Genomic DNA, 20,631 nt, shown 5'->3' on the forward strand with positions numbered 1-20,631 from the left:
CACCAAAGCTGCTGAACAGGGTCTTGCTCGGGCCCAGTATAATCTTGGTGTTTTTTATGACAAGGGGCGAGGTGTGCTACAGGACGACAAGCAAGCGGTTTATTGGTACACCAAAGCTGCTGAACAAGGGGATGCTATGGCACAAAATAATTTAGCCATTTATTATTTCACTGGTAATGCGGGTTTGCTAAATTATAAGAAGGCTTATATGTGGTTCAATTTAGCGAGATATAACGGCCATGACACTGAGGGAACTATTGAATTGATTACCCCGACAATGACTAAAGAAGAGATACTTGAAGCTCAATCAATGTCACAAAAGTGTTTAGCTTCTGATTATAAAGAGTGTGGCTAGCCGCTCGTTACTTCGGCTTAATCCTACTTGTACTGTAGTTTTTTGTTTGATCTGGCTTGTAGCCTTTACCTCGTGCTTTAGCTAAATAGGATATGCGCCAAATTGCTTTTTGGCGTGATTCAAAGTTGTCGCGGTGTAAGTTGTAATAGCAGTTTTTGGGTGTGAACTCAGAGCCGCCTAGATGCTGCTGCCAAATCTCTCTGACTTTTTCTAGTATCTTGATTGGGTGTCTTACCTTATGGCCATCAATCATTAATACATAGTGATAATGCTGCTGTTTAGCCGTTTCCATTTCACGACACCAGATATAGCCTATGCGGTCACTTCTCAACTGATACTCACGAACCAGCCAGCGATGAAGCCTACGGTTAAAAATGGTGATGATTTTATTATCATTGGTGTATTGGCTCATTCGTAAATCAAAGCGAAGTAAGTGAACCTTACTGTGATGGCTCATCATCGCATTGACTTGGTTAATCATGGCTTTAACTGAGTTAACCTCTAAGCCACTACCTTTGGAATTTACCCACCAAGTTACACCATTTATTGTTATCGCTCGGTCATTGGTTATATAGGGCATATTGCTTATAAAACGAAGTGAACAGTGAATAGGATATTATCAATTACCTAGCAATTTGATGACCGCACCTCATAGTTAAAGTATTACCATATAAAAGTTTATTTGATTTAATGACTTCAATATATAGGGTCAAAAACCAATAAATAGTAGCCATTAACAATCAAGCCAATAGTTGTAATACTTACATGGTTGGTGGTCACTAACTACACTTCTGGTTTATACTCCATTTACTGCTGGTGGTGCGGTTCGCCAACTACAACCACCAGCAAGTTCAAATTAAAGCCTGCTTAGATTAGCTCTGAGTGGGCTTTTTGCTTTCTATACGCTGCCGATACTCCTTGTCAGCTTCGTCCTTTTCCTTTTCGGCTTTTTGTAACCTTACAAAAGCGTTCTTACAGCCATAGTAAGAACGATCCTTATAGCGCTTTCTGGCGATAGCTCTAGCGTCTTTCTCTTGCTCCCAGTCACAACTGAAGTGTCGCTTATCAATCCAGTACAGCGATTGTTTACGGCCATTAAAAACGCCTTTCTCGTTACGAATTAACCAGTACTGATAATACTCACCCGTTAACTGTTGTAGATAAGAGCGAAAGCCTCCACCAAGTTTTTCACACAGTACATCGCGAGGTGTCTTACCATTTTCAGCCAGTATTTGGAGTAGCTTATAGGCTGGGCTACTAGCTTCAGGTAGTGCGCCATCAGGTGCGGTAAATAATATCTTATTCATAGTTTCCACCCTTATGCTCGCTACGTTGCTTAATGAGAGTGGTAACAAGGGCTTTGATCTGTTCAGGTGTTTGGTTTTCTATACGAGCTTGAATAACGGCTTCAACTTCGATTTTTAAGTAGGCAACTGCTCTAAAACCAATAGATATAGCTGGACAGAAAAGTCCTGCTTTCTCATCTAGGTGAAGTGCTGATTTAGATCTTGCAGTTAATGCTAAAACCTCTGGTCTACGGATCAGTTGATAAAAGTTGTTGGTATCCATTTTTAATTACCTTTGTCAGTTATTGAACGATTCAGGTTTATTAAAAACTTTGAGACTGGGGGTTAGGCAAATGGGATTACCCAATTATGGATTGGGGGTTATCTAGGTAACCCCTGTAGTAAGTAGTTATAATTTAACTGATTTTATGATTGAAGGTATTGTTGATAATTTTTTTTCACTAAGCCCTTTAAGCGTTTTACTTCCATCTTTATGGGTAATGCCTCGAGATTTGCTCTCTGTTTGTAGCCATTCTTCTATTTTTTTATTGGTCGGTGGTTTTTCTTGCCCTAAACAGAGTTGCTTATAAGCATCGACAGCAAGCTGCAATTCTGGAGGATAAGTAATGTTTTTCACGCATTCGATTAGCTGCTTTTTCTCACTGATAATTTCGTGTGTAAAATCCTTGAGGCGTTTAATTTCGGCTGTAAGGTTTTCGTTATTAAGCTTTAAACTCGCAACTGATTCATCGATGGCCTTTTGGCTGTTGTATAGCCCTGTATTAATATCCATATATTTGCACCATCTCAAAAACTCTGTTTTCGATACTATGGTAAGGTCTATGTCTATATTGGCACTGACTTTTAAGTGAGTACCGTTATCATAACGCTTACTACACTCGCCAATGTCCTCAGAGTATGAGTGGCACCATAATTCAGTTGTGAATAAATGGAAGCCATGTTGATTTTGCCCTTTGACACATTCAGATAAAATTTCTTTGTAATGTTCTACAAGTGAAACGTCATAAAAAGTACCCTGTTGATCTTGAAGGGGCGCATTGCCCGCAATCCTGCTTGCCTCCTCTAACGTAAAGTTACTTTTTTGATTCAGTAAATCAATATTGTAGTTGAAATCCTCTTGACCAACTGGCCAATAGCTTTTTAAAGGTATGCCTAGTCGATTCACCAGTGACTCGAATTGAAGGTAGCTATATTTGGGTTTATTGTACCCTTCAGGCGTGATTGGCTCATAAATATTACCTATCAGTACTTTACTATTTTGGTAATGCTCTGTTCCTTTTAATTCTTTTAGTAAGCATTGAGCCACGGAGCAGAGTTCGTCTGGATCGGTTATTGAAATAAATTCAGTTTTGTTAACCTCAAAAATTCCATCAACATAAAAAACTTCAGGTGTTTCGCCTTTTACAGATTTAACTAAACCTTTAAATTCAATGTACTCAGCTAGTAATTTATCTGAATCGTTTTTTTTCAATCCACTGATACAGTTAATCACTTGTTGAATCGGTAACTCAATTAACGAATCTAGTTGTTCTAATGTATAGAATGATTGCTGTCTAATATCCACAGTACACCCTCGCGATCCTACTTAATTTACTAAGCCAAAAGTTGGTAGGTAATCAACTTCTTTCGGGAGCTACCCTAGGCTTCGTAAAACTAGTTAACGGCTTTTAAGCCTTTTGTTTTTGTTATGTAAAATGAAGTTTCTGCTTGTACAATATGCTTAGACCACCAGCACATCAATACTCGTCTACGTTCTAAGTATTCAGCTCGGTTATAAGCGCGCCTCACTTCATTCTTATCGACATGCGCTAAGGCAGCTTCAATGACATCGGGATCAAAGCCTTGTTCATTTAGAGTGGTACTGGCTAGTGCGCGCAAGCCGTGAGATACCAGTTCACCAGCAAAGCCCATACGCTTCAGCGCTACATTCACACTTTGGCTATTGGCATGTCTCAACGGATCTCGATGATTGGTAAATAGGTAACCTGTTCCATCCGACATTGATTTAATGGTGTTAAGTAGTGTTAAGGTTTGCTCTGTAAGTGGGATAGTATGCGGCTTTTTCATTTTCATACGTTCGGCAGGTATCACCCAGACCTGATTGTCGATATCAATATCATCCCAATGTGCTGTAGCTGCCTCTATTGGTCGGGTCATTGTATGTAATTGCCATAATGCCAAGCATTGGGTTGTACGGGTGATCCTAGCCTCTCTAATGGCTCGCATAAGCTCAGGTAAACGTTCTGGCTTAATGGTGGGCATATTAGTTTTCTTGGCGGCAGGGAATAACTTGGTGACATCAGAAAGGTAGTTAACTTCGATAATACCTTCAGCGACCGCAAGGCGCATAACTTCATTTATATAGCGACATAGGCGGTTGACCGTTTCATAGTTGCCTTTGTTTGCTATTGGAGTTAGCAAGGTAATAATAACTTTTGGCTTGATGGTGCTGATTGGTACATTGGCCAGTTTTGGCAGTACATGTTTAGTGACTGCTCGCCATGCGTGATTGGCTGTTTCTTCTTTAACCTTGGTTAATTTAAGTTGATACCATTTGTTAGCCATCACCCCAAATGTATTTTCTATGGCTTCTTTTTTTTGCTGACTCAGTTCATCGCGGTGATCTTTGGGGTCAATATTATCGGCTAGCAGTTTACGGGCATCGTCTCTTTGTGATCTAGCTTTAGATAGAGAAACATCAGGGTATTTGCCTAAACCAAGGTTGGTACGCTTCTTTGTATATGGCTGTGAGTATTTCAATATCCATAACTTTGAACCGTTAGGCCGCACTCTAAGCTGTAAACCGTTGCCATCAGCAAGGGTATACTCCTTTTCTTTGGCTTTAGCCTGCTTTACCTGTGTATCGCTTAAAGGTGTAATGATTTTTGCCATAATGTACCAATAAAATGATTGCCAAAAGCTGTTGGTACAATCGATGGTACATCAAAGTTTGAGTTTTACAAATCGTCTTTAAGTCTTGCTGGTCGTGATAATGGCAGACAAACGAGGGTGTTACTGAATTTTAGGCAGAAAAAAAGACGCTAAAAAGCGTCTTTAATCCATAAATTGGTGGCCCCTCCCAGACTCGAACTGGGGACCTGACGATTATGAGTCGTATGCTCTAACCAACTGAGCTAAGGGGCCGACTTAAGATAGTCGTCACTATCGAAAGCGGAAAGAAGTATACGAAGTTTATTCACGGTTGTCACCCGCCAATTGCTGAGAATTGTGACTAAAAGATTCAATTGGTTATCTGTTAAGCAATCATGAGGTTTTTTATATTAAATAAAGTAATTTTGAGGCAAAAAAAAGCCCGAATTAACGGGCTTTCATTATTGTTGCAACTTCTTAGTGAGACTCTATTCGTCTAAGAAAGACTTCAAGATTTCTGAGCGAGAAGGGTGACGCAATTTACGTAGTGCTTTTGCTTCAATTTGACGAATACGTTCACGGGTTACATCAAACTGTTTACCCACTTCTTCAAGGGTATGGTCGGTATTCATATCAATACCAAAACGCATACGTAACACTTTAGCTTCTCGGGCTGTTAGGCCTGCTAGCACTTCATGAGTGGCATTTTTAAGACTTTCACTTGTAGCAGAGTCTAATGGTAGCTCAAGCGTGTTATCTTCAATGAAGTCACCTAAGTGCGAATCTTCATCATCACCAATAGGTGTTTCCATTGAGATTGGCTCTTTAGCGATTTTCAGCACTTTAAGGATCTTATCTTCAGGCATTAACATGCGCTCTGATAATTCTTCAGGTGTTGGTTCGCGACCCATTTCTTGTAACATTTGACGTGAAATACGGTTAAGTTTATTAATCGTTTCAATCATGTGTACTGGAATACGAATGGTACGTGCTTGGTCAGCAATTGAACGAGTAATCGCCTGACGGATCCACCAGGTTGCATAAGTTGAGAACTTATAACCACGACGGTATTCGAACTTATCTACAGCTTTCATCAAACCAATGTTACCTTCTTGAATCAAATCCAAGAACTGTAAGCCACGGTTGGTGTACTTTTTAGCAATAGAAATTACTAGACGTAAGTTCGCTTCAACCATTTCTTTCTTCGCACGACGAGCTCTTGCTTCACCGATTGACATACGACGGTTGATGTCTTTAATTGCGCGAATGACTAAGCCGGTTTCTTCTTCGATAGCAGCAAGTTTAGTGCTACAACGAATCACATCGTCTTTAACCATACGTAAGCCTTCAGCATAAGGCTTATTACTGCTCATTTCAGCATGGAACCAAGTTAAGTCAGTTTCATTACCGGTGAAGAACTTAACAAAGTTTTTCTTTGGCATTTTAGCTTGTTCAACACAAAGCTTAAGGATTAAACGCTCTTGTACACGTACGCGATCCATCATAGAACGCATGCTTTTTACTAAGCGATCAAATTGCTTTGGTACTAAACGGAATTCTTTGAAAAGCTCGCCAATGACAAATAAAGCACCGATGGCTTCAGGGTGATCACGGCCTTTTTTCTCAATAACAGCTAAGCCTTTTTCAAACACTTCGCGTAATTGAGTAAACTTCTCTTTAGCTTCTTCAGGATCTGGACCTTTTGGGCCTTCCTCTTCGTCTTCAGCATCTTCGGCATCATCTTCGTCTTCTAACTCTTCTTCTGATAACTCAGAACCAACGTGTGTTGCTGTTGGTGCTACGTCATCATCATCAGGGTTAACAAAACCTGCGATAATGTCAGTTAAACGTATTTCGTCAGCTTCATACTTATCAAACTGCTCTAAAATCATCGCAATCGCTTGCGGATATTCAGAGACAGAACTTTGAACCGTATTAATGCCTTCTTCAATACGTTTTGCGATGACGATTTCGCCTTCGCGAGTCAATAACTCAACTGTACCCATTTCACGCATATACATACGTACTGGGTCAGTGGTACGACCTAATTCACTTTCTACCGTTGCAAGCGCTGCTGCAGCTTCTTCTGCTGCATCTTCGTCGGTGTTGTCCTCAGACATCATCATGTCATCGGCATCTGGCGCTTGTTCAAACACGCGGATGCCCATGTCATTGATCATCTGGACAATATCTTCAATCTGATCAGAATCGACCATGTCAGCTGGCAAGTGGTCATTGACTTCAGCATAGGTTAAATAACCTTGCTCTTTACCTTTAGCAAGCAACAATTTAAGTTGCGACTGCGGAGTATGCTCCATAGATATCATCCAAGTTGGTAACTGAAATAACGACTGGACACCTGCCGAGGCAAAGTGTCAAGCAAATCGTCAATTATAGCTCTATGAACTAAAGTACGCTAGTCCATGACATGACTTAAGGGAACATTTTTTTAATAAAAGATGTTATTTAGCAATGCCTTTCATTATAGAAATAAGCTTCGTGAGCTGAATTTTTTCAGCTTTATTTAGAGTTTGTTTAAGACTCAGTTCCTGATAGCGTTGTTCAATATATTGATTGTTCAACCAGATCAGGGATTGTTTAAACTCTTGAACTAGGTTTTCATCCGCCACTTGGTGGTCCCATTGGGCCAATTTTATCAACGCATTTTTTTGTTCATGCTGACGATAAATCTCAAGTAGTTGTGCGCTGTTTAACTTTCGGTCTCGAGTTAAATTCAATAAATCACTGAGCAATTCGATGCCAGCAATCTTTAAATGTGCAAGTGAGGGTTGTACAGCTAAGCCATATCCTAACTCTGGACGTTGTACTAATAATGCAATGGCTAATCGCAGTGGGGTACCACGCCCTTGTAAACCTTTTTTATTCATAGGTTGTTGCTGTTTTACTGCAAAACCTAACTTTTTCTTTAGATCATCTGCGCTATTCATACCAATTTTATGGGCGAGATTTTCTAATAATAAATTCTGTAACACAGTGTCTTGAACACGTTCGATTAGCGACATAGCTTGTTTAGCCAATGAGCTTTTATCACTACCGAATTTACTGGTTAAGGTCTCAAATAAAAACGCCGGTAAGTCGAGGGCGCTGACCATTAACTCTTCAAAACCGTCTTTGCCTACTTGGCGAACCATGGTATCTGGATCTTCGCCTTGAGGTAAAAACATAAACCTAACGACATCACCAGGCTTTAATAAAGGCAGTGCGGTTTCTAGTGCACGCCAAGCGGCTTCTTTACCTGCTCGGTCACCGTCGTAACAACAAATGACTTCTTTAGCACTACGCACTAACAGCTGAAATTGTTCAGCGGTTGTTGCTGTGCCAAGTGATGCAACGGCATAATCAACACCAAATTGGGCAAGTGCCACAACGTCCATATAGCCTTCAACAATTAATACTTGTTGTGGGTCTCTATGGGTTTGCTTGAGTTCGTAAAGACCGTAAAGCTCATTTCCCTTATGAAATATGGGCGTTTCTGGCGAATTCAAGTACTTTGGTGTTCCATCGCCTAAAACTCGACCACCAAAGCCAACAACTCGGCCTCTGCGGTCGCGAATAGGAAACATTAACCGATCGCGAAAGCGGTCATATCGCTTGCCATTATCGTTGGCAATTAGCATTCCGGCGGTGAGTAATTTGTCTTGTGCTGCAGGGTTTTGGCGATATCGACTTAATAGTCCATCCCAACCATCTGGCGCAAAACCGATTCCAAAATGCTCTACAACATCACTGGAGAGCCCTCTGAATTCTAAATAATCTACAACTTTTTGTTTGTCGCTGTGTTGACGCAATTGATTTTGATAATAAAGATTCGCTTCTTCCATCAATTGGTATAAGTCACGACTTAAACTTTGATCTTTTTTAGGACCAGTACCTTGCTCTCTTGGTACCTCGAGTCCGAGTTTACCGGCAAGCTCTTCAATGGCATCGACAAATTCTAGTCGATCATATTCCATGATAAAATCAATGGCGTTGCCATGAGCACCACAACCAAAGCAGTGGTAAAATTGCTTGTCTTGACTGACGGTAAAAGAAGGTGATTTTTCGCTATGAAAAGGACAACATGCAGAGTGATTTTTCCCTGCTTTTTTCAAAGGTACACGGTGATCAATTAGATCAACAATGTCAGTTCGAGCTATTAGCTCATTGATAAAGTCACGAGGTATCGCCATAAATGCTATAGGTCTCGCATTACCAAATAGATAAAACAAACAAGCCGTGCAAGGTGCACGGCTTATTCACACATTAACGATCTGTTAGTTTAATTTAGCACGGATTAGACTGCCAATGGCACCCATATCTGCACGACCTTGAACCTTAGATTTTAATGCTCCCATTACTTTGCCCATATCCGCCATGGTTGATGCACCTACCTGAGAGATAGCTTCATCAATGATTGCGGCAACTTCTTCTTCTGTTAAAGGAGAAGGCAAGAAAGTTTCAATGACTTGAATCTCTGCTGCTTCAGCTGCTGCTAACTCCGGGCGATTTGCTGACTCATACTGAGTTATAGAATCGCGACGTTGTTTTACCATTTTGGTTAAAACGGCTATTGTCTGTTCATCAGTCAGAGTTTCGCGGGTATCCACTTCAATCTGTTTAATGGCAGACAGTGCCATACGAATTGTCCCCAAACGCGCCTTATCTTTGGCACGCATAGCTTCTTTCATTTGGTCTTTTAGCTGTTCGACTAGGCTCATAGTGAGATTAGTATAAACGTACGCGACGTGCGTTTTCGCGAGAAAGCTTCTTAGCTAGACGCTTAACAGCGGCAGCTTTTGCGCGCTTACGTGCAGAAGTTGGCTTCTCGTAGAATTCACGAGCGCGAACATCAGCTAAGATACCTGCTTTTTCACAAGAGCGCTTGAAACGACGAAGAGCTACGTCGAATGGTTCGTTTTCACGTACTTTAATAATTGGCATACGCCATCACCCCTTAGGTGTAGTTAATTTGGCACTACCTGTTTTGGTAGATTAACCAAGGCTATTTAAAATGGTGCCGAATTCTACATCGATTACGATGCTTTTGTAAACCCCTTTGTTAATCGCAAATGACAATCAAGGTGTCATTTTTTTGAGACTGATGATTATGCTTGGTGGAATAAAATCTTCTCAACAGGTAGAATTGCCGCCCTTACAAATTTATCAAGACGAGATGCTATGCGGGTTTTAGGTATTGAAACATCATGCGATGAAACTGGAATCGCTGTTTATGATGATGAGCAGGGACTATTATCCCATGCTTTATATAGCCAAGTGAAATTACATGCAGATTATGGTGGTGTTGTGCCTGAATTAGCATCTCGTGATCATGTGCGTAAAATTATTCCATTGATTAAGCAGGCGCTTAAAGAGGCTAACTCTACTGTTGATGATATTGATGGCATCGCTTTTACTAAAGGACCTGGATTAATTGGCGCGCTATTAGTCGGCGCTTGTGTTGGGCGTTCATTGGCATATTCGTGGGACAAGCCTGCAATTGGAGTTCACCATATGGAAGGGCATTTATTAGCGCCAATGCTTGAAGATGATGCGCCTGAGTTCCCTTTTCTTGCTCTGCTGGTATCTGGCGGTCACTCAATGTTAGTGCAAGTAGAAGGCATTGGCCGTTATCAGGTGTTAGGTGAATCGGTTGATGACGCTGCTGGTGAAGCATTTGATAAAACCGCTAAGCTGATGGGGCTTGATTACCCTGGTGGGCCACGTTTAGCTAAGTTAGCAGCAAAAGGTGTTGAGGCAGGTTATAAATTCCCTCGACCAATGACAGATAAACCAGGGCTTAATTTTAGCTTTTCAGGCTTAAAAACCTTTACCGCGAATACCATCGCTAAAGAGCCTGATGATGAGCAAACAAGAGCCAATATTGCCCGCGCTTTTGAAGAGGCAGTGGTGGATACTTTAGCGATTAAGTGTCAACGCGCATTAAAACAAACAGGTTATAATCGCTTAGTTGTAGCAGGTGGAGTGAGCGCTAATACTCGGTTAAGAGAAAATTTAGCGACCATGATGGCTAAGTTAAATGGTGAGGTGTTTTATCCAAGAGGTGAGTTTTGTACCGATAATGGTGCAATGATCGCTTTTGCTGGCTTACAGCGCTTAAAAGCTGGGCAGGTGGAGTCGTTAGAGGTAGAAGGCAAGCCGCGCTGGCCATTAGATACCTTGTCTGCTGTGTAATTAAGTCATTACCTGATATGAAAAAACCTAAGCCATGGCTTAGGTTTTTTTATATCAATAATATAATCAGTTAGATAGTTTGAGTTAAAACTAGTTAGCTTGTTTTTTCTTACGGGAAAGCTTGCTTTCTTCGCCCACTCTCAAGCGCTTAATATTATCTTTATGGCGAATGACAATTAATAAAGAGAGCATTGCCACTGGAATGACAAAGCGCTCGTCTAACCACCATGTGTAAACTGGTGCAAGTATTGCAGTTAAAATGGCGGCTAATGATGAATAGCGAGTAATAATTACAAATACTAACCAAGTAATAATTAACATGGCGGCTAAATCGCCGCCAATAGGAGCCATCGCGCCAAAGGCAGTTGCTACGCCTTTGCCGCCTTGAAAGTTAAAAAAGAGCGGGTAGATGTGGCCTAAACAAGCTGCGATGGCAATGAGCCCTAATGACACCGCATCTTGACCGAGTAAGTAGCTGCAATAGCTGGGCGCGGCGCCTTTAAGCATGTCGAAAAATAAAACTAAGGCAGCAGAGCTTGCGCCACCGATACGAAGTACGTTGGTTGCCCCAGGGTTGCCTGAGCCTTCAGTGCGAGGGTCGGGTAAACCTCTTAATTTACAAACCAAAATGGCACTTGAAATAGAACCGGCTAGGTAGGCGGTTATAATCATCAATATTGTGATTGTAACAGCGCTCAAATTGGTGTCCTTAGTCTTCTTAGGGTATCATCGCCCATTAATTTATATCACTTGATCTTAATGGTTATTATCAGCTTTTAAAACGCTATTTAGAATGGTTATCATTCATAAATAGCTAGCCATTATCCTACTGCTTTAGTTGCTCAGGAAAAAGACAAAAATCATGATAACGGTTAATTGATGTCATTATCAGCTTTTTTAGGCTGTTTTTTTAAAAAAATGAGTAAAACTCGGAGAAAGCATGGATAAAGTACTTATTCGCGAGCTAAAAATTGAAACTGTAATAGGGATCTACGAGTGGGAAAAACAAATACAGCAAATATTGCTCATCGATTTAGATATGGCTTGGGATAATAAAATGGCTGCTGCCACTGATGATTATCAACATGCCTTGTGCTACGAAAGTGTGTCTAATCGCCTCACTGCATTAATCACTCAAAAACCCGTTGAGCTAATTGAAACTGTCGCAGAAATGATTGCCGAGTGTTTGATGACTGAATTTAAGGTTGAAGGCGTTAAAGTGACAGTGATGAAACCTGGTGCGGTACCTACTGCAGTCTCTGTTGGTGTGGTTATTGAGCGCGGTCAATTTTAGTAACATGTTTTAGCACTATTTAATCATCTTTTCATGTTTGTTCTTTATATTACAGAGTGAGTTAATGGCACGTATTTATATCAGTCTAGGCACTAATATTGACCCTGTTGCACACATGCAGTCAGGATTAATTGATTTGCAGCAGCAATTTGGCCCATTACAGTTATCAAGGATGTTTGAAAGTGAAGCAGTTGGGTTTCAAGGTACCAATTTTTTAAATATGGTGGCCGCAGCTGATACCGATATGAGTATTGCTGAGGTAGTTGCCAGCTTTAAACGAATAGAAAAGCAAAATGGCCGCATTCGCGGTGAAAAAAAATTTAGTCCACGAAGTTTAGATATCGACTTACTGCTTTATGATAATGAAATTTGTCAGCAACCGGTTGAACTGCCTCGAGGTGAGATTTTATTTAATGCTTTTGTATTGTGGCCGCTGGCAGAAATTGCGCCGCAATTAACTCACCCAATAACGCATCAACCCTATCAATTACTTTGGGATAATTACGATAAATCTAGCCAGCATATTTGGCCGATTGAGTTTGACTTCCCTGCAACACTGACACGTTAATATTATAAAGGACAATCATGGAAACCATTCAGGTTATTATACTTGCCATCATTCAAGGGCTAACAGAGTTTTTACCGATTTCAAGCTCCGCTCACCTGATTTTGCCGGCGCAAGTTTTAGGCTGGCAAGATCAAGGTCTTTTCTTTGATGTCGCTGTTCATATTGGTTCATTATTAGCGGTAGTGATCTATTTTAGAAAAGAAATATGGCTCATGCTCAATGCGTGGATAGCGAGCATGGTTAAAGGTGTTCATACCCAAGACAGTAAATTAGCTTGGTGGATCATTTTAGCGACATTACCGGCGGTGTTCTTTGGCTTTATGGCAAAAGATTTAATCGAAACCTACCTTCGTGGCCCTGGGGTAATTGCTATCACAACAGTTATATTTGGTTTGCTGTTGTGGGTCGGTGATAAAATGGCCCGTAATGAGCTAACCGAGTATCAAACCGGTTGGAGAAAGGCGCTATTAATTGGTTTTGCTCAAGCGTTGGCGATTATTCCAGGCACGTCACGTTCAGGTATTACCATCACCGCCGCTTTGATGTTAGGTCTAAACAAAGAAGCTGCAGCACGCTTTTCATTTTTAATGTCAATACCGGTGATTTTAGGTGCGGCGATTTTAATGACTAAAGATGCCGTTTCAAGTGACTTGGTGATTAATTACGGTGAGGTGCTACTGGGTATCGTGGTTTCGTTTTTTGCAGCCTATACTTGTATTTACTTTTTCTTGAAAATTATCAGCAAGATTGGCATGACCCCATTTGTGCTGTATCGCCTAACTCTTGGCGCAGTATTATGTGGCTTTATATTCCTGTAATATAAACCACAATAGATTAATCATTATGAGAGACAAAATCATCAATGATTAATAAAATAAAAAACGGGTGTTATCACCCGTTTTTTATTCCTTAAATTTAGCTGTAAAGTCTAGGACGTTTTCTGTAATGAACTCAATTTTGATCTGCCCTAAGTGTGCGACAGCATTGCATTATCATCAGGCCTCAGCAGGCTACTATTGTGATAATAAGCATCATATTGATAAAAATGCCCAAGGCTATTTATCCTTTGTTACCTCAACCAAGTTCAAGGGCGCGAATGAGTCACGTCAGCAACTGCGCTCGAAACGCTTTCTTATGGCTGAAGACTTATTTAAACCGTTAATGGATAAACTGAGTGAGTCATTTAATCAATTGATTGATGGGCGCACCGAACTACAGCACCTGAATTTTAGCTGTGCAGATGGTCTATATTTGCGACACCTTGCTACCAGCACTAATGTTGATGTTAGCCATTGGGGCGTTTCTGAAGCTGAGAACGCACTATTTGCAGCCAGCAAAGAAAATACCCCAGCTAGTCTAATCCTTACCCCTTATAAGAAGTTACCTTTTGCTGATAACAGTTTAGATATCGTGTCGCTATTTGACGTGGCTTTAAAAGGTAAAGAGTGCCTAAGGGTGTTAAAAGACAGCGGTCGATTATTAATGTTAGTGCCCGGTCCTCGGCATTTATGGCAACTGAAGCAGCAGGTATATGACAATTTAGCGGAAAAGCCATTGCAGTTGAATTTACCCAAGCAGATTGAAGTGGTTAATACAAAATCGATTAGCTTTACTGGTGATGTGAGCGGCGAACAAGCGATGACACTGTTGGAGATGAACCACCTTGCATGGCGGGTTAATGATCAATTAAAGCATCAAATTAAGAGTCATCCTGTGACAGGGTTAGAATTTGATTATGTATTGATTACTGCAAAGCTAGCAGAAGCCAAGTAAGTTTATTACAGAGTTAACGTTTGCGCGGCATACCCTTATGTTGATTTAATCCTGCAGATACAATTAAGGCTTGAAATGGTAAACGACTTAAGTCTGTTTACTATGTTCAAGCCTTAATAATCAACCTATAAAAATAAGCTAATTTTCATGGTTTCTTACTTTTTGTAAGAAGAAGCCATGTTATCGATGCGATCGTTTGCACGCTTAGCTTCAGCTTGAGCGTCCATAGAAGCTGCTTTAGAATCTTTCACATCAGCAGATAATTTGCTTTGCTCTGATTTTAAAGAGCTAACTTCAGAAGATAGTTGATCAACTTTGTTACCTAGGTTAGCAACACTTTCTTCTAAAGCAGTAGTGTTTGCACAACCACCGATAAGAGCAGTCATAGCAACACCAGCAATCATTAATACTTTCTTGTTCATGGAAAATCCCTTCATTATAGGTTGTAATAAGTTGCTGAGGCGTAATACCCAACAGCCTTTTAATTATGTCACAGCTATTGTATTTTGCTACACAAAATGGCAAAAAAAATCATAAAAAACAGCGTAAACCCAATTAATATAAGGATATTCATCTGTAGAAATTTGTAAAAAGGCATAATCTACGGCGTTAGTATTAGGTTAATCACTCTGATATTGAAGTAGTGCTAAGGTTTCGTTTAGTGCATCACGAATGCTTAAACGTTACAATTGCAACGCTTATTGTACTTGGCTTTTTTTATACAGGCTAATGGCCTCAGCTCTGCGTATGCTCAACTGCTGTTTAATTTCTGCGCCCTTAAACCCATCACTAATCACCTGTTGCACATCGACCTCTTTAGCAATGTTAAAGCAATGGGTTAAAAACTCGCTTTGAGGATACTGCGCTTGCTCAAAACCTGTTCGACCTTGAATATCGGCCTGACAACATAATAGTAAGTCTGTTAAGCGTTGCGGTTTGCGCCAAAAATCACCCTTATCAAAAATCTTTATAATGGTTTCAGCGCGTAACTCTAGCGCATTATGGATATTTTGATGTTGGTCGCTGCACAGCAGTGCCAATTCCTTGTATTCATTTGGGGCTTTAATTCTTTGTACTAGCTTTTTGATTATCGGTAAGCCCTTTTGGCCGTGCCCATGATGTTTTGGCCAAAGCTCTGCAGGGGTGATGGCCTTACCTAAATCATGAACCAAAGCGGCAAAACGAATGGTTTTTTTATCAGTGAGCTTAGCCGAGGCTTGCAATACCATCATGGTATGAATGCCTGAGTCAATTTCTGGATGCCATTTTTCAGGTTGAGGTACGCCGAACAAGGCATCTATCTCTGGAAATAGCACCTTAAGCGCCCCACAACTACGCAGCTGCTCAAAAAAGACTTCAGGGTTCTGACTACTTAAAGCTTTATCTAGCTCTTGCCACACGCGCTCAGGCGTTAAATACGCTAACTCGCCTGAGTCACAGATACTTTGCATCAGTGCTATTGTTTCTTGGGCGATAGTAAAACCAAGGTGGGCAAAACGCGCCGCGAATCGGGCAACCCGCAGAACCCGTAATGGATCTTCAATGAATGCATCCGACACATGGCGTAATTGGCGACTTTCAATATCCTCCATGCCGCCATAGGGATCGTATAGATTGCCTTGGTCATCTTGGGCCATGGCATTAATGGTTAGATCGCGACGCAGTAAATCCTGTTCCAGTGTTACCTCTTTATTGGCATCGCAGCTAAAACCAGAATACCCCTGGCCGCTTTTTCTTTCGGTACGTGCTAAGGCATATTCTTGTTGGGTTTTAGGGTGCAAAAAAACGGGGAAATCACGGCCAACTTGACTATAGCCAAGGGCGAACATCTCCTCGGTTGAACCGCCCACTACCACATAGTCTTTATCTTTGACTGGAAGTGATAAAATGCCGTCACGTACAGCGCCACCCACTAAATAGATTTTCATAAATGTTTTTGCCTAAGGAGCTTTATCTTAAGTATCTTAAGATAAATCTTAGCACGACTAACATTTCTGCTGCTAAATTTTGACAAGCAGTACTGCAAGATATAACTTGAGCCGTCAGTTATAGATAAGGATTTTTGGCCAGATGTATAAAGCATTTTATGGATTAAATGATAATCCATTTTCAATCGCACCAAACCCACATTATTTGTTCTTAAGCGACCGTCACCGAGAAGCATTAGCGCATTTAACCTATGGTCTGGGCGAGACCGGTGGCTTCGTGTTATTAACTGGTGAGGTTGGCACTGGCAAAACCACTGTGTCACGTTGTTTATTAAAGCAATTACCTGAGCACACGGATACTGCTTTTATACTTAATCCTTCATTAACTGAACAAGAGTTACTGGCAACCTTGTGTGATGAACTTGCCATTAGCTATGGTGATGCTCCATCAATTAAACAACTGACCGACTTAATCAGCCAGTATTTACTCAATAATCATAAAAATGGCCGCAATACCGTATTAATTATCGATGAAGCGCAGCATTTGCGCCCTGAGGTGTTAGAGCAACTAAGATTACTGACTAACCTTGAAACAGATACCAAAAAACTGCTGCAAGTGATTCTTATTGGCCAGCCAGAATTACAGCAACTGCTTAAGCGTCAAGAGCTACGTCAGTTAGCCCAGCGAATTACCGCAAGATATCATTTGTTGCCTTTGACCGTTGAAGAGATAGCCTTGTATGTGCAACATCGATTACAAGTCGCTGGGCGTTTTGAGCCGTTATTTTCTAAAAAAGCCTGCAAAGCATTACATAAGTACAGTGGCGGTATTCCACGCTTAACTAACCTGTTGTGTGAACGAGCCTTAATGGCCGGTTATGGCCAATCAAAAGTGCCAATCGATCAGCATATGGTTAAGCAAGCTGCTGCTGAAGTATTAGGTGAAATGCCGGTTGAGACTCGCTCCCATTGGCCTTTAACCATTGCTGCGACATTAGTGATTACCTTTGGGGTGTCTTTTTATGGCTTTTTTCCTCAACAGGTCGGCTCAGAGCAGGCGAGTGCTTTAGTCAATAAACAAGCGGTTGATAAAGTAGCTGTTATTGAAGATGTTGTCCCTGTGGCATTAACACAAGTTAATCGCAATCAAAGCATTGTCCGCGCCGCAATGGCGCAAAGTCGCAGCATTGATAATGCATTTGCTGGACTGTTTGCCTTATGGGGAAAACAACCCATTATTGGTTTATCTTCTTGCCAAGCAGCGACTGAGCAAGGGCTGTTGTGCCATCAGCAGCAGGGGAACTGGAACAGTATTGCAAGGCTTAATTACCCGGCGGTGGTGTATTTAGAAGATCAGCAAGCTAAGCAATTCTATGGGGTTGTGGTAGCTCGCGAAGGTGAGCAAGTCTTACTGCAATTAAATGAGCAGCAGCTTTGGGTCAGCAAGGATTGGTTTAACCGTCATTTTAGCGGCACCTTTGAAATTTTATGGCAAACCGATGGAGTAATGCCAAGTGAAATTGGTCAAACATCCAGTTTGTCGCAAATTCAATGGTTAGAAAATAACTTAGCCTTGGTGCAACAACGAGCGCCGAGATTATTAAACCGTTTCGATGATACCTTAGAGCAAGATTTAATGGCCTTTCAGCGTCAACATGGACTTAAATCTGATGGCATAGCAGGGAACCAAACCTTGGTGCAGCTTAACTTATACCTCAGCAAGCAAGGCCCAAGATTAACTAAAGTAGGGCGCAGCTAATGTCTATTTTATTAGATGCCGTGACCAAAGAAAAACAGCAACAGATGGGCGAATTACCTGATGCGGTATTAACCCCAAGGGCTGGTTATAAACCAGCGACTAACCAGCATTGGTTACGTCAGCTTTGGGCCAAGGCGCTGGTGTTAATCTCAGTGATCTTATTAGGTGTGTTATCTGCTTGGGGCTTAGCGAGATTAGTGAAACCGACTTTAACGGCGAATTCAGCACAGACCTCTTATGAGGAAAATGCGACTGTTAAGCAAGCCATATCGCAGCAAAGCCAGAGTTCCAATACCGCTCAAGAAGATAGTGGTGAGATAAGAATTGCCAATAAAGTGGCTTTGCCCTTGGCAAAACCACAAGCTGTTGCTGGCTATAACTTATCTTCAAGTGATTCACCTGCAAAGAGTCCATCAAATAGTGGTGATAATACCCAGTATGAGTATCGCTTGAATGAGAGTAATCGAGGTCAAGTAAGCTCAGCATCGCAAAATGAGCTTGCAGCCACCGCAGTAAGTTCAACAGGTACTGCAAATGCGAGCAAAAATGACCCTCAACGGCAGTTAACTGCCGCTGAGTTAACCGCGCTCTATGGCGAAGATGCGATTATTTTAGGGGCCAATTCTAACTACAAGCAAACATCGGATTTAACTGCACTGCAGATGAAAGTGGCAACCGCAGTTGAAAACGTCAATTTTGAGCAGCAAGGCGTGAGCAATGAAGTGACCGCTACCCAAAACACCCCAGAAAAAAATCAGTTAACTGCTGAGCAATCGAATAATTTAATGGCCGCTTTTCAAGCCGCTCTTAAAGATGTTGAATATGAAGAATCAGCCAATAAACCTGTGACTGAAGCTGAGTTTGACCCAATCCCTACTCCGAAATCAGATAGCATCCCTAAATACGGTGAGCTACCTGCCAGTGTGCAATTACAAGTACCAGAGTTTAATATTCAGGCTCATGTCTATTCTTCTGATGCAAATAATCGCTGGTTAAACATTGATGGTGCAGAGCTTCAAGAAGGCGATGTGATCAGTGGTAAGCTTAAAATTATCGAAATTAGACCCAGAGATGTGGTACTTGAAATCGATGGCTCAGAGTTTAAAGTGCCAGCAATTTAGTTTGGGTAACTTCTTTAGTTAATCTCTGATTTTAATAAAGGCGCCAATGGCGCCTTTATTGTTTTATGTGTGCTACTAGCGCAGAGTATCGGGCCTGCACAGACTATTAGCGCTTAGTTATTAGCTCTGATTATTTTAGCGCTTAGTCTGAAAGCTAACACCTTAGCTATGGATCTGATTAGCGATTAAAATCGTTAAGCCATAACCCACGGAGTAACACAGTAATAATGCAGGAAAGTATTTTAAGTAACTCACAAAGGTGAGCTCTTTTATCTTACTCATGGCAATAATCCCCGCAGCAGAGCCAATGACTAGTAGTGAGCCTCCGACACCGACAGAATAGGTTAAACCTAACCATTGGGCTGTGGTGAGTACTGGCTCTGCTTTAAGTAGCGCCGCAGTCAGTGGTACGTTATCTAAAATTGCTGAGCCAACTCCGGCAAAATAGTTCGATATCGCTGGGTTATACAGCCCATAAGCCTGCGTCAGTAGCTCCAAAGTGCCAATTTCCTTGAGCATGCCTACAAGCAATAAAATCCCTAAAAAGAATAGTAAAGTGTCAAATTCTACTTGGCGAATGTACTCTAAAATTTGAATTTCTTCTTTTTTAGTGTGACTGGTACGCCCAACTAAAAACATCACCGATAATCCAGCAAGAAAGGTAAGCACGGGCGGAATATCAAATAAGATATTAAATAGCATTGTCAGAACAATCGTGACTAAGAAAATCAGTCCGATAATGATATCAATAGGGTTTAGTTGTTTATCTACCGGTGTGGTACTGACATGACCTTCAGCGTTTAGAGAGAATAACAGCGCTAATAGCATCACACTAATGCCGGCAGGTAAAAACAAAATCAGTAGTTGTGACATTTGCACTTTACCGGCAAGAAATATCATTAAGGTGGTGACATCACCCGTTATCAAGGCTACTCCGCCTGAGTTAACCGCGAAGATAATTAATACTGCCATACGGCGACGCATTCGACTTGCTAAATTAAATGTGGTTAATAAGCCTAAGGACACCAAGGTGGCAGTGACATTGTCACAGAAGGTGGATAGTACCAGTGCAAAAAGGCCGACTTGCAGCATCAGCATTCTGACAGAAACTTGCTGCGGAAAGATTTTTTGTACTAACAGCTGGATCATGCCTTTGGCGTTGAGATAAGCCACAAAGGTCATTGTCGACATGAGAAATAACCACAAGGTGGCAATTTCCAGTAAATTGTCGTTTAACTCTGCGGCAATGAATGGGGTTTTGTCGGTGCCAGCAGCAGAGATGAATAAACTAATCCAAGCAATACAGCCGAGAAATAGCGTGGTTTTGGCTTTGTTAATATGAGTGACTTCTTCAAACACAATACTGAGTAAGGCAAGTACTGCCAGCGATATGAGAAAGACTTCAAACATATTGATATTTCCATTGCTGCTTAGCAAAGCTAGATTGCTAAAATGAAAGTAGG

Annotated in this window: 21 protein-coding genes and 1 tRNA gene; 8 read left to right on the forward strand and 14 right to left on the reverse strand. The window is 41.2% G+C overall.

Annotated elements, in window-relative coordinates:
* The coding region (locus tag BCU94_RS19870) for a tetratricopeptide repeat protein (protein WP_133149776.1) at positions 1–355 on the forward strand (355 nt) is incomplete at its 5' end.
* A 7-nt stretch (positions 356–362) separates the two neighbouring features.
* Here BCU94_RS19870 and BCU94_RS03080 read toward each other — a convergent pair.
* From BCU94_RS03080 to rpsU, 10 genes are all read right to left on the reverse strand, one after another.
* On the reverse strand, positions 363–935 hold the full coding sequence (locus BCU94_RS03080) for an inovirus-type Gp2 protein (protein WP_102475592.1): 573 nt from the start codon (positions 933–935) through the stop codon (positions 363–365).
* Positions 936–1,227: 292 nt separating this feature from the next.
* Positions 1,228–1,662 (reverse strand): hypothetical protein, encoded by a 435-nt coding sequence (locus BCU94_RS03085; RefSeq protein WP_102475593.1) that lies wholly within the window; start codon positions 1,660–1,662, stop codon positions 1,228–1,230.
* Positions 1,655–1,924 carry an AlpA family phage regulatory protein gene (locus BCU94_RS03090; protein ID WP_102475594.1) on the reverse strand — a complete coding sequence of 90 codons (270 nt, stop codon included), beginning with the start codon at positions 1,922–1,924 and terminating at the stop codon, positions 1,655–1,657. The genes BCU94_RS03085 and BCU94_RS03090 overlap by 8 nt, the downstream gene beginning before the upstream one ends.
* A gap of 126 nt (positions 1,925–2,050) precedes the next feature.
* Positions 2,051–3,226 carry a hypothetical protein gene (locus tag BCU94_RS03095; protein WP_102475595.1) on the reverse strand — a complete coding sequence of 392 codons (1,176 nt, stop codon included), beginning with the start codon at positions 3,224–3,226 and terminating at the stop codon, positions 2,051–2,053.
* 89 nt (positions 3,227–3,315) lie between these two features.
* Positions 3,316–4,554, reverse strand: a complete 1,239-nt coding sequence (locus BCU94_RS03100) for an integrase domain-containing protein (protein WP_102475596.1) — start codon at positions 4,552–4,554, stop codon at positions 3,316–3,318.
* A gap of 175 nt (positions 4,555–4,729) precedes the next feature.
* Positions 4,730–4,806, reverse strand: a tRNA-Ile gene (locus BCU94_RS03105).
* 215 nt (positions 4,807–5,021) lie between these two features.
* Entirely contained in the window at positions 5,022–6,851 is a 1,830-nt protein-coding gene (rpoD, locus tag BCU94_RS03110) for an RNA polymerase sigma factor RpoD (RefSeq protein ID WP_102439278.1), read from the reverse strand.
* Positions 6,852–6,995: 144 nt separating this feature from the next.
* Positions 6,996–8,723 carry a DNA primase gene (gene dnaG, locus BCU94_RS03115; protein ID WP_102439277.1) on the reverse strand — a complete coding sequence of 576 codons (1,728 nt, stop codon included), beginning with the start codon at positions 8,721–8,723 and terminating at the stop codon, positions 6,996–6,998.
* An 84-nt stretch (positions 8,724–8,807) separates the two neighbouring features.
* The gene (locus BCU94_RS03120; RefSeq protein ID WP_102439276.1) at positions 8,808–9,251 is read right to left on the reverse strand and encodes a GatB/YqeY domain-containing protein; all 444 of its coding nucleotides are present in this window, start codon (positions 9,249–9,251) and stop codon (positions 8,808–8,810) included.
* A gap of 7 nt (positions 9,252–9,258) precedes the next feature.
* A complete protein-coding gene (gene rpsU, locus BCU94_RS03125; RefSeq protein ID WP_055024252.1) occupies positions 9,259–9,474 on the reverse strand; it encodes a 30S ribosomal protein S21 in 216 nt (71 codons plus the stop codon).
* Between the two features lie 237 nt (positions 9,475–9,711).
* Here rpsU and tsaD point away from each other — a divergent pair, with 237 nt between their 5' ends.
* Complete coding sequence (gene tsaD / locus BCU94_RS03130; protein ID WP_076541076.1) at positions 9,712–10,725, forward strand: tRNA (adenosine(37)-N6)-threonylcarbamoyltransferase complex transferase subunit TsaD; 1,014 nt, start codon at positions 9,712–9,714, stop codon at positions 10,723–10,725.
* A gap of 90 nt (positions 10,726–10,815) precedes the next feature.
* Here the strand turns inward: tsaD and plsY are convergent, their stop codons facing one another.
* Positions 10,816–11,424, reverse strand: a complete 609-nt coding sequence (gene plsY / locus BCU94_RS03135) for a glycerol-3-phosphate 1-O-acyltransferase PlsY (protein WP_102439274.1) — start codon at positions 11,422–11,424, stop codon at positions 10,816–10,818.
* Positions 11,425–11,665: 241 nt separating this feature from the next.
* On the opposite strand from plsY, the gene folB reads away from it, so the two are divergent.
* The 4 genes from folB to BCU94_RS03155 all read left to right on the forward strand — a co-directional run bounded on the left by folB (position 11,666) and on the right by BCU94_RS03155 (position 14,360).
* A complete protein-coding gene (folB, locus tag BCU94_RS03140; protein WP_102439273.1) occupies positions 11,666–12,019 on the forward strand; it encodes a dihydroneopterin aldolase in 354 nt (117 codons plus the stop codon).
* A 64-nt stretch (positions 12,020–12,083) separates the two neighbouring features.
* The gene (folK, locus tag BCU94_RS03145) at positions 12,084–12,587 is read left to right on the forward strand and encodes a 2-amino-4-hydroxy-6-hydroxymethyldihydropteridine diphosphokinase (protein ID WP_102439272.1); all 504 of its coding nucleotides are present in this window, start codon (positions 12,084–12,086) and stop codon (positions 12,585–12,587) included.
* Positions 12,588–12,604: 17 nt separating this feature from the next.
* Positions 12,605–13,405 (forward strand): undecaprenyl-diphosphate phosphatase, encoded by an 801-nt coding sequence (locus tag BCU94_RS03150; RefSeq protein WP_102439271.1) that lies wholly within the window; start codon positions 12,605–12,607, stop codon positions 13,403–13,405.
* 127 nt (positions 13,406–13,532) lie between these two features.
* Positions 13,533–14,360 carry a methyltransferase domain-containing protein gene (locus BCU94_RS03155; RefSeq protein WP_102439270.1) on the forward strand — a complete coding sequence of 276 codons (828 nt, stop codon included), beginning with the start codon at positions 13,533–13,535 and terminating at the stop codon, positions 14,358–14,360.
* 155 nt (positions 14,361–14,515) lie between these two features.
* On the opposite strand, the gene BCU94_RS03160 is transcribed toward BCU94_RS03155, so the two are convergent.
* A complete protein-coding gene (locus BCU94_RS03160) occupies positions 14,516–14,782 on the reverse strand; it encodes an Lpp/OprI family alanine-zipper lipoprotein (protein WP_076542485.1) in 267 nt (88 codons plus the stop codon).
* A 276-nt stretch (positions 14,783–15,058) separates the two neighbouring features.
* Positions 15,059–16,288 (reverse strand): multifunctional CCA addition/repair protein, encoded by a 1,230-nt coding sequence (locus tag BCU94_RS03165; protein WP_102475597.1) that lies wholly within the window; start codon positions 16,286–16,288, stop codon positions 15,059–15,061.
* Between the two features lie 142 nt (positions 16,289–16,430).
* Between BCU94_RS03165 and BCU94_RS03170 the strand changes: the two genes are divergently transcribed.
* Positions 16,431–18,047 carry an ExeA family protein gene (locus tag BCU94_RS03170; protein ID WP_102439268.1) on the forward strand — a complete coding sequence of 539 codons (1,617 nt, stop codon included), beginning with the start codon at positions 16,431–16,433 and terminating at the stop codon, positions 18,045–18,047.
* Positions 18,047–19,168, forward strand: coding sequence for a general secretion pathway protein GspB (locus tag BCU94_RS03175; protein ID WP_102475598.1), 1,122 nt, complete (start codon positions 18,047–18,049; stop codon positions 19,166–19,168). The genes BCU94_RS03170 and BCU94_RS03175 overlap by 1 nt, the downstream gene beginning before the upstream one ends.
* A 162-nt stretch (positions 19,169–19,330) precedes the next feature.
* Here BCU94_RS03175 and nhaD read toward each other — a convergent pair whose 3' ends face one another.
* A complete protein-coding gene (gene nhaD / locus BCU94_RS03180) occupies positions 19,331–20,578 on the reverse strand; it encodes a sodium:proton antiporter NhaD (RefSeq protein WP_102439266.1) in 1,248 nt (415 codons plus the stop codon).
* Positions 20,579–20,631: the final 53 nt, after the last annotated feature.

The sequence above is a fragment of the Shewanella sp. 10N.286.52.C2 genome (genome assembly GCF_002874545.1).
Lineage (GTDB): Bacteria > Pseudomonadota > Gammaproteobacteria > Enterobacterales > Shewanellaceae > Shewanella.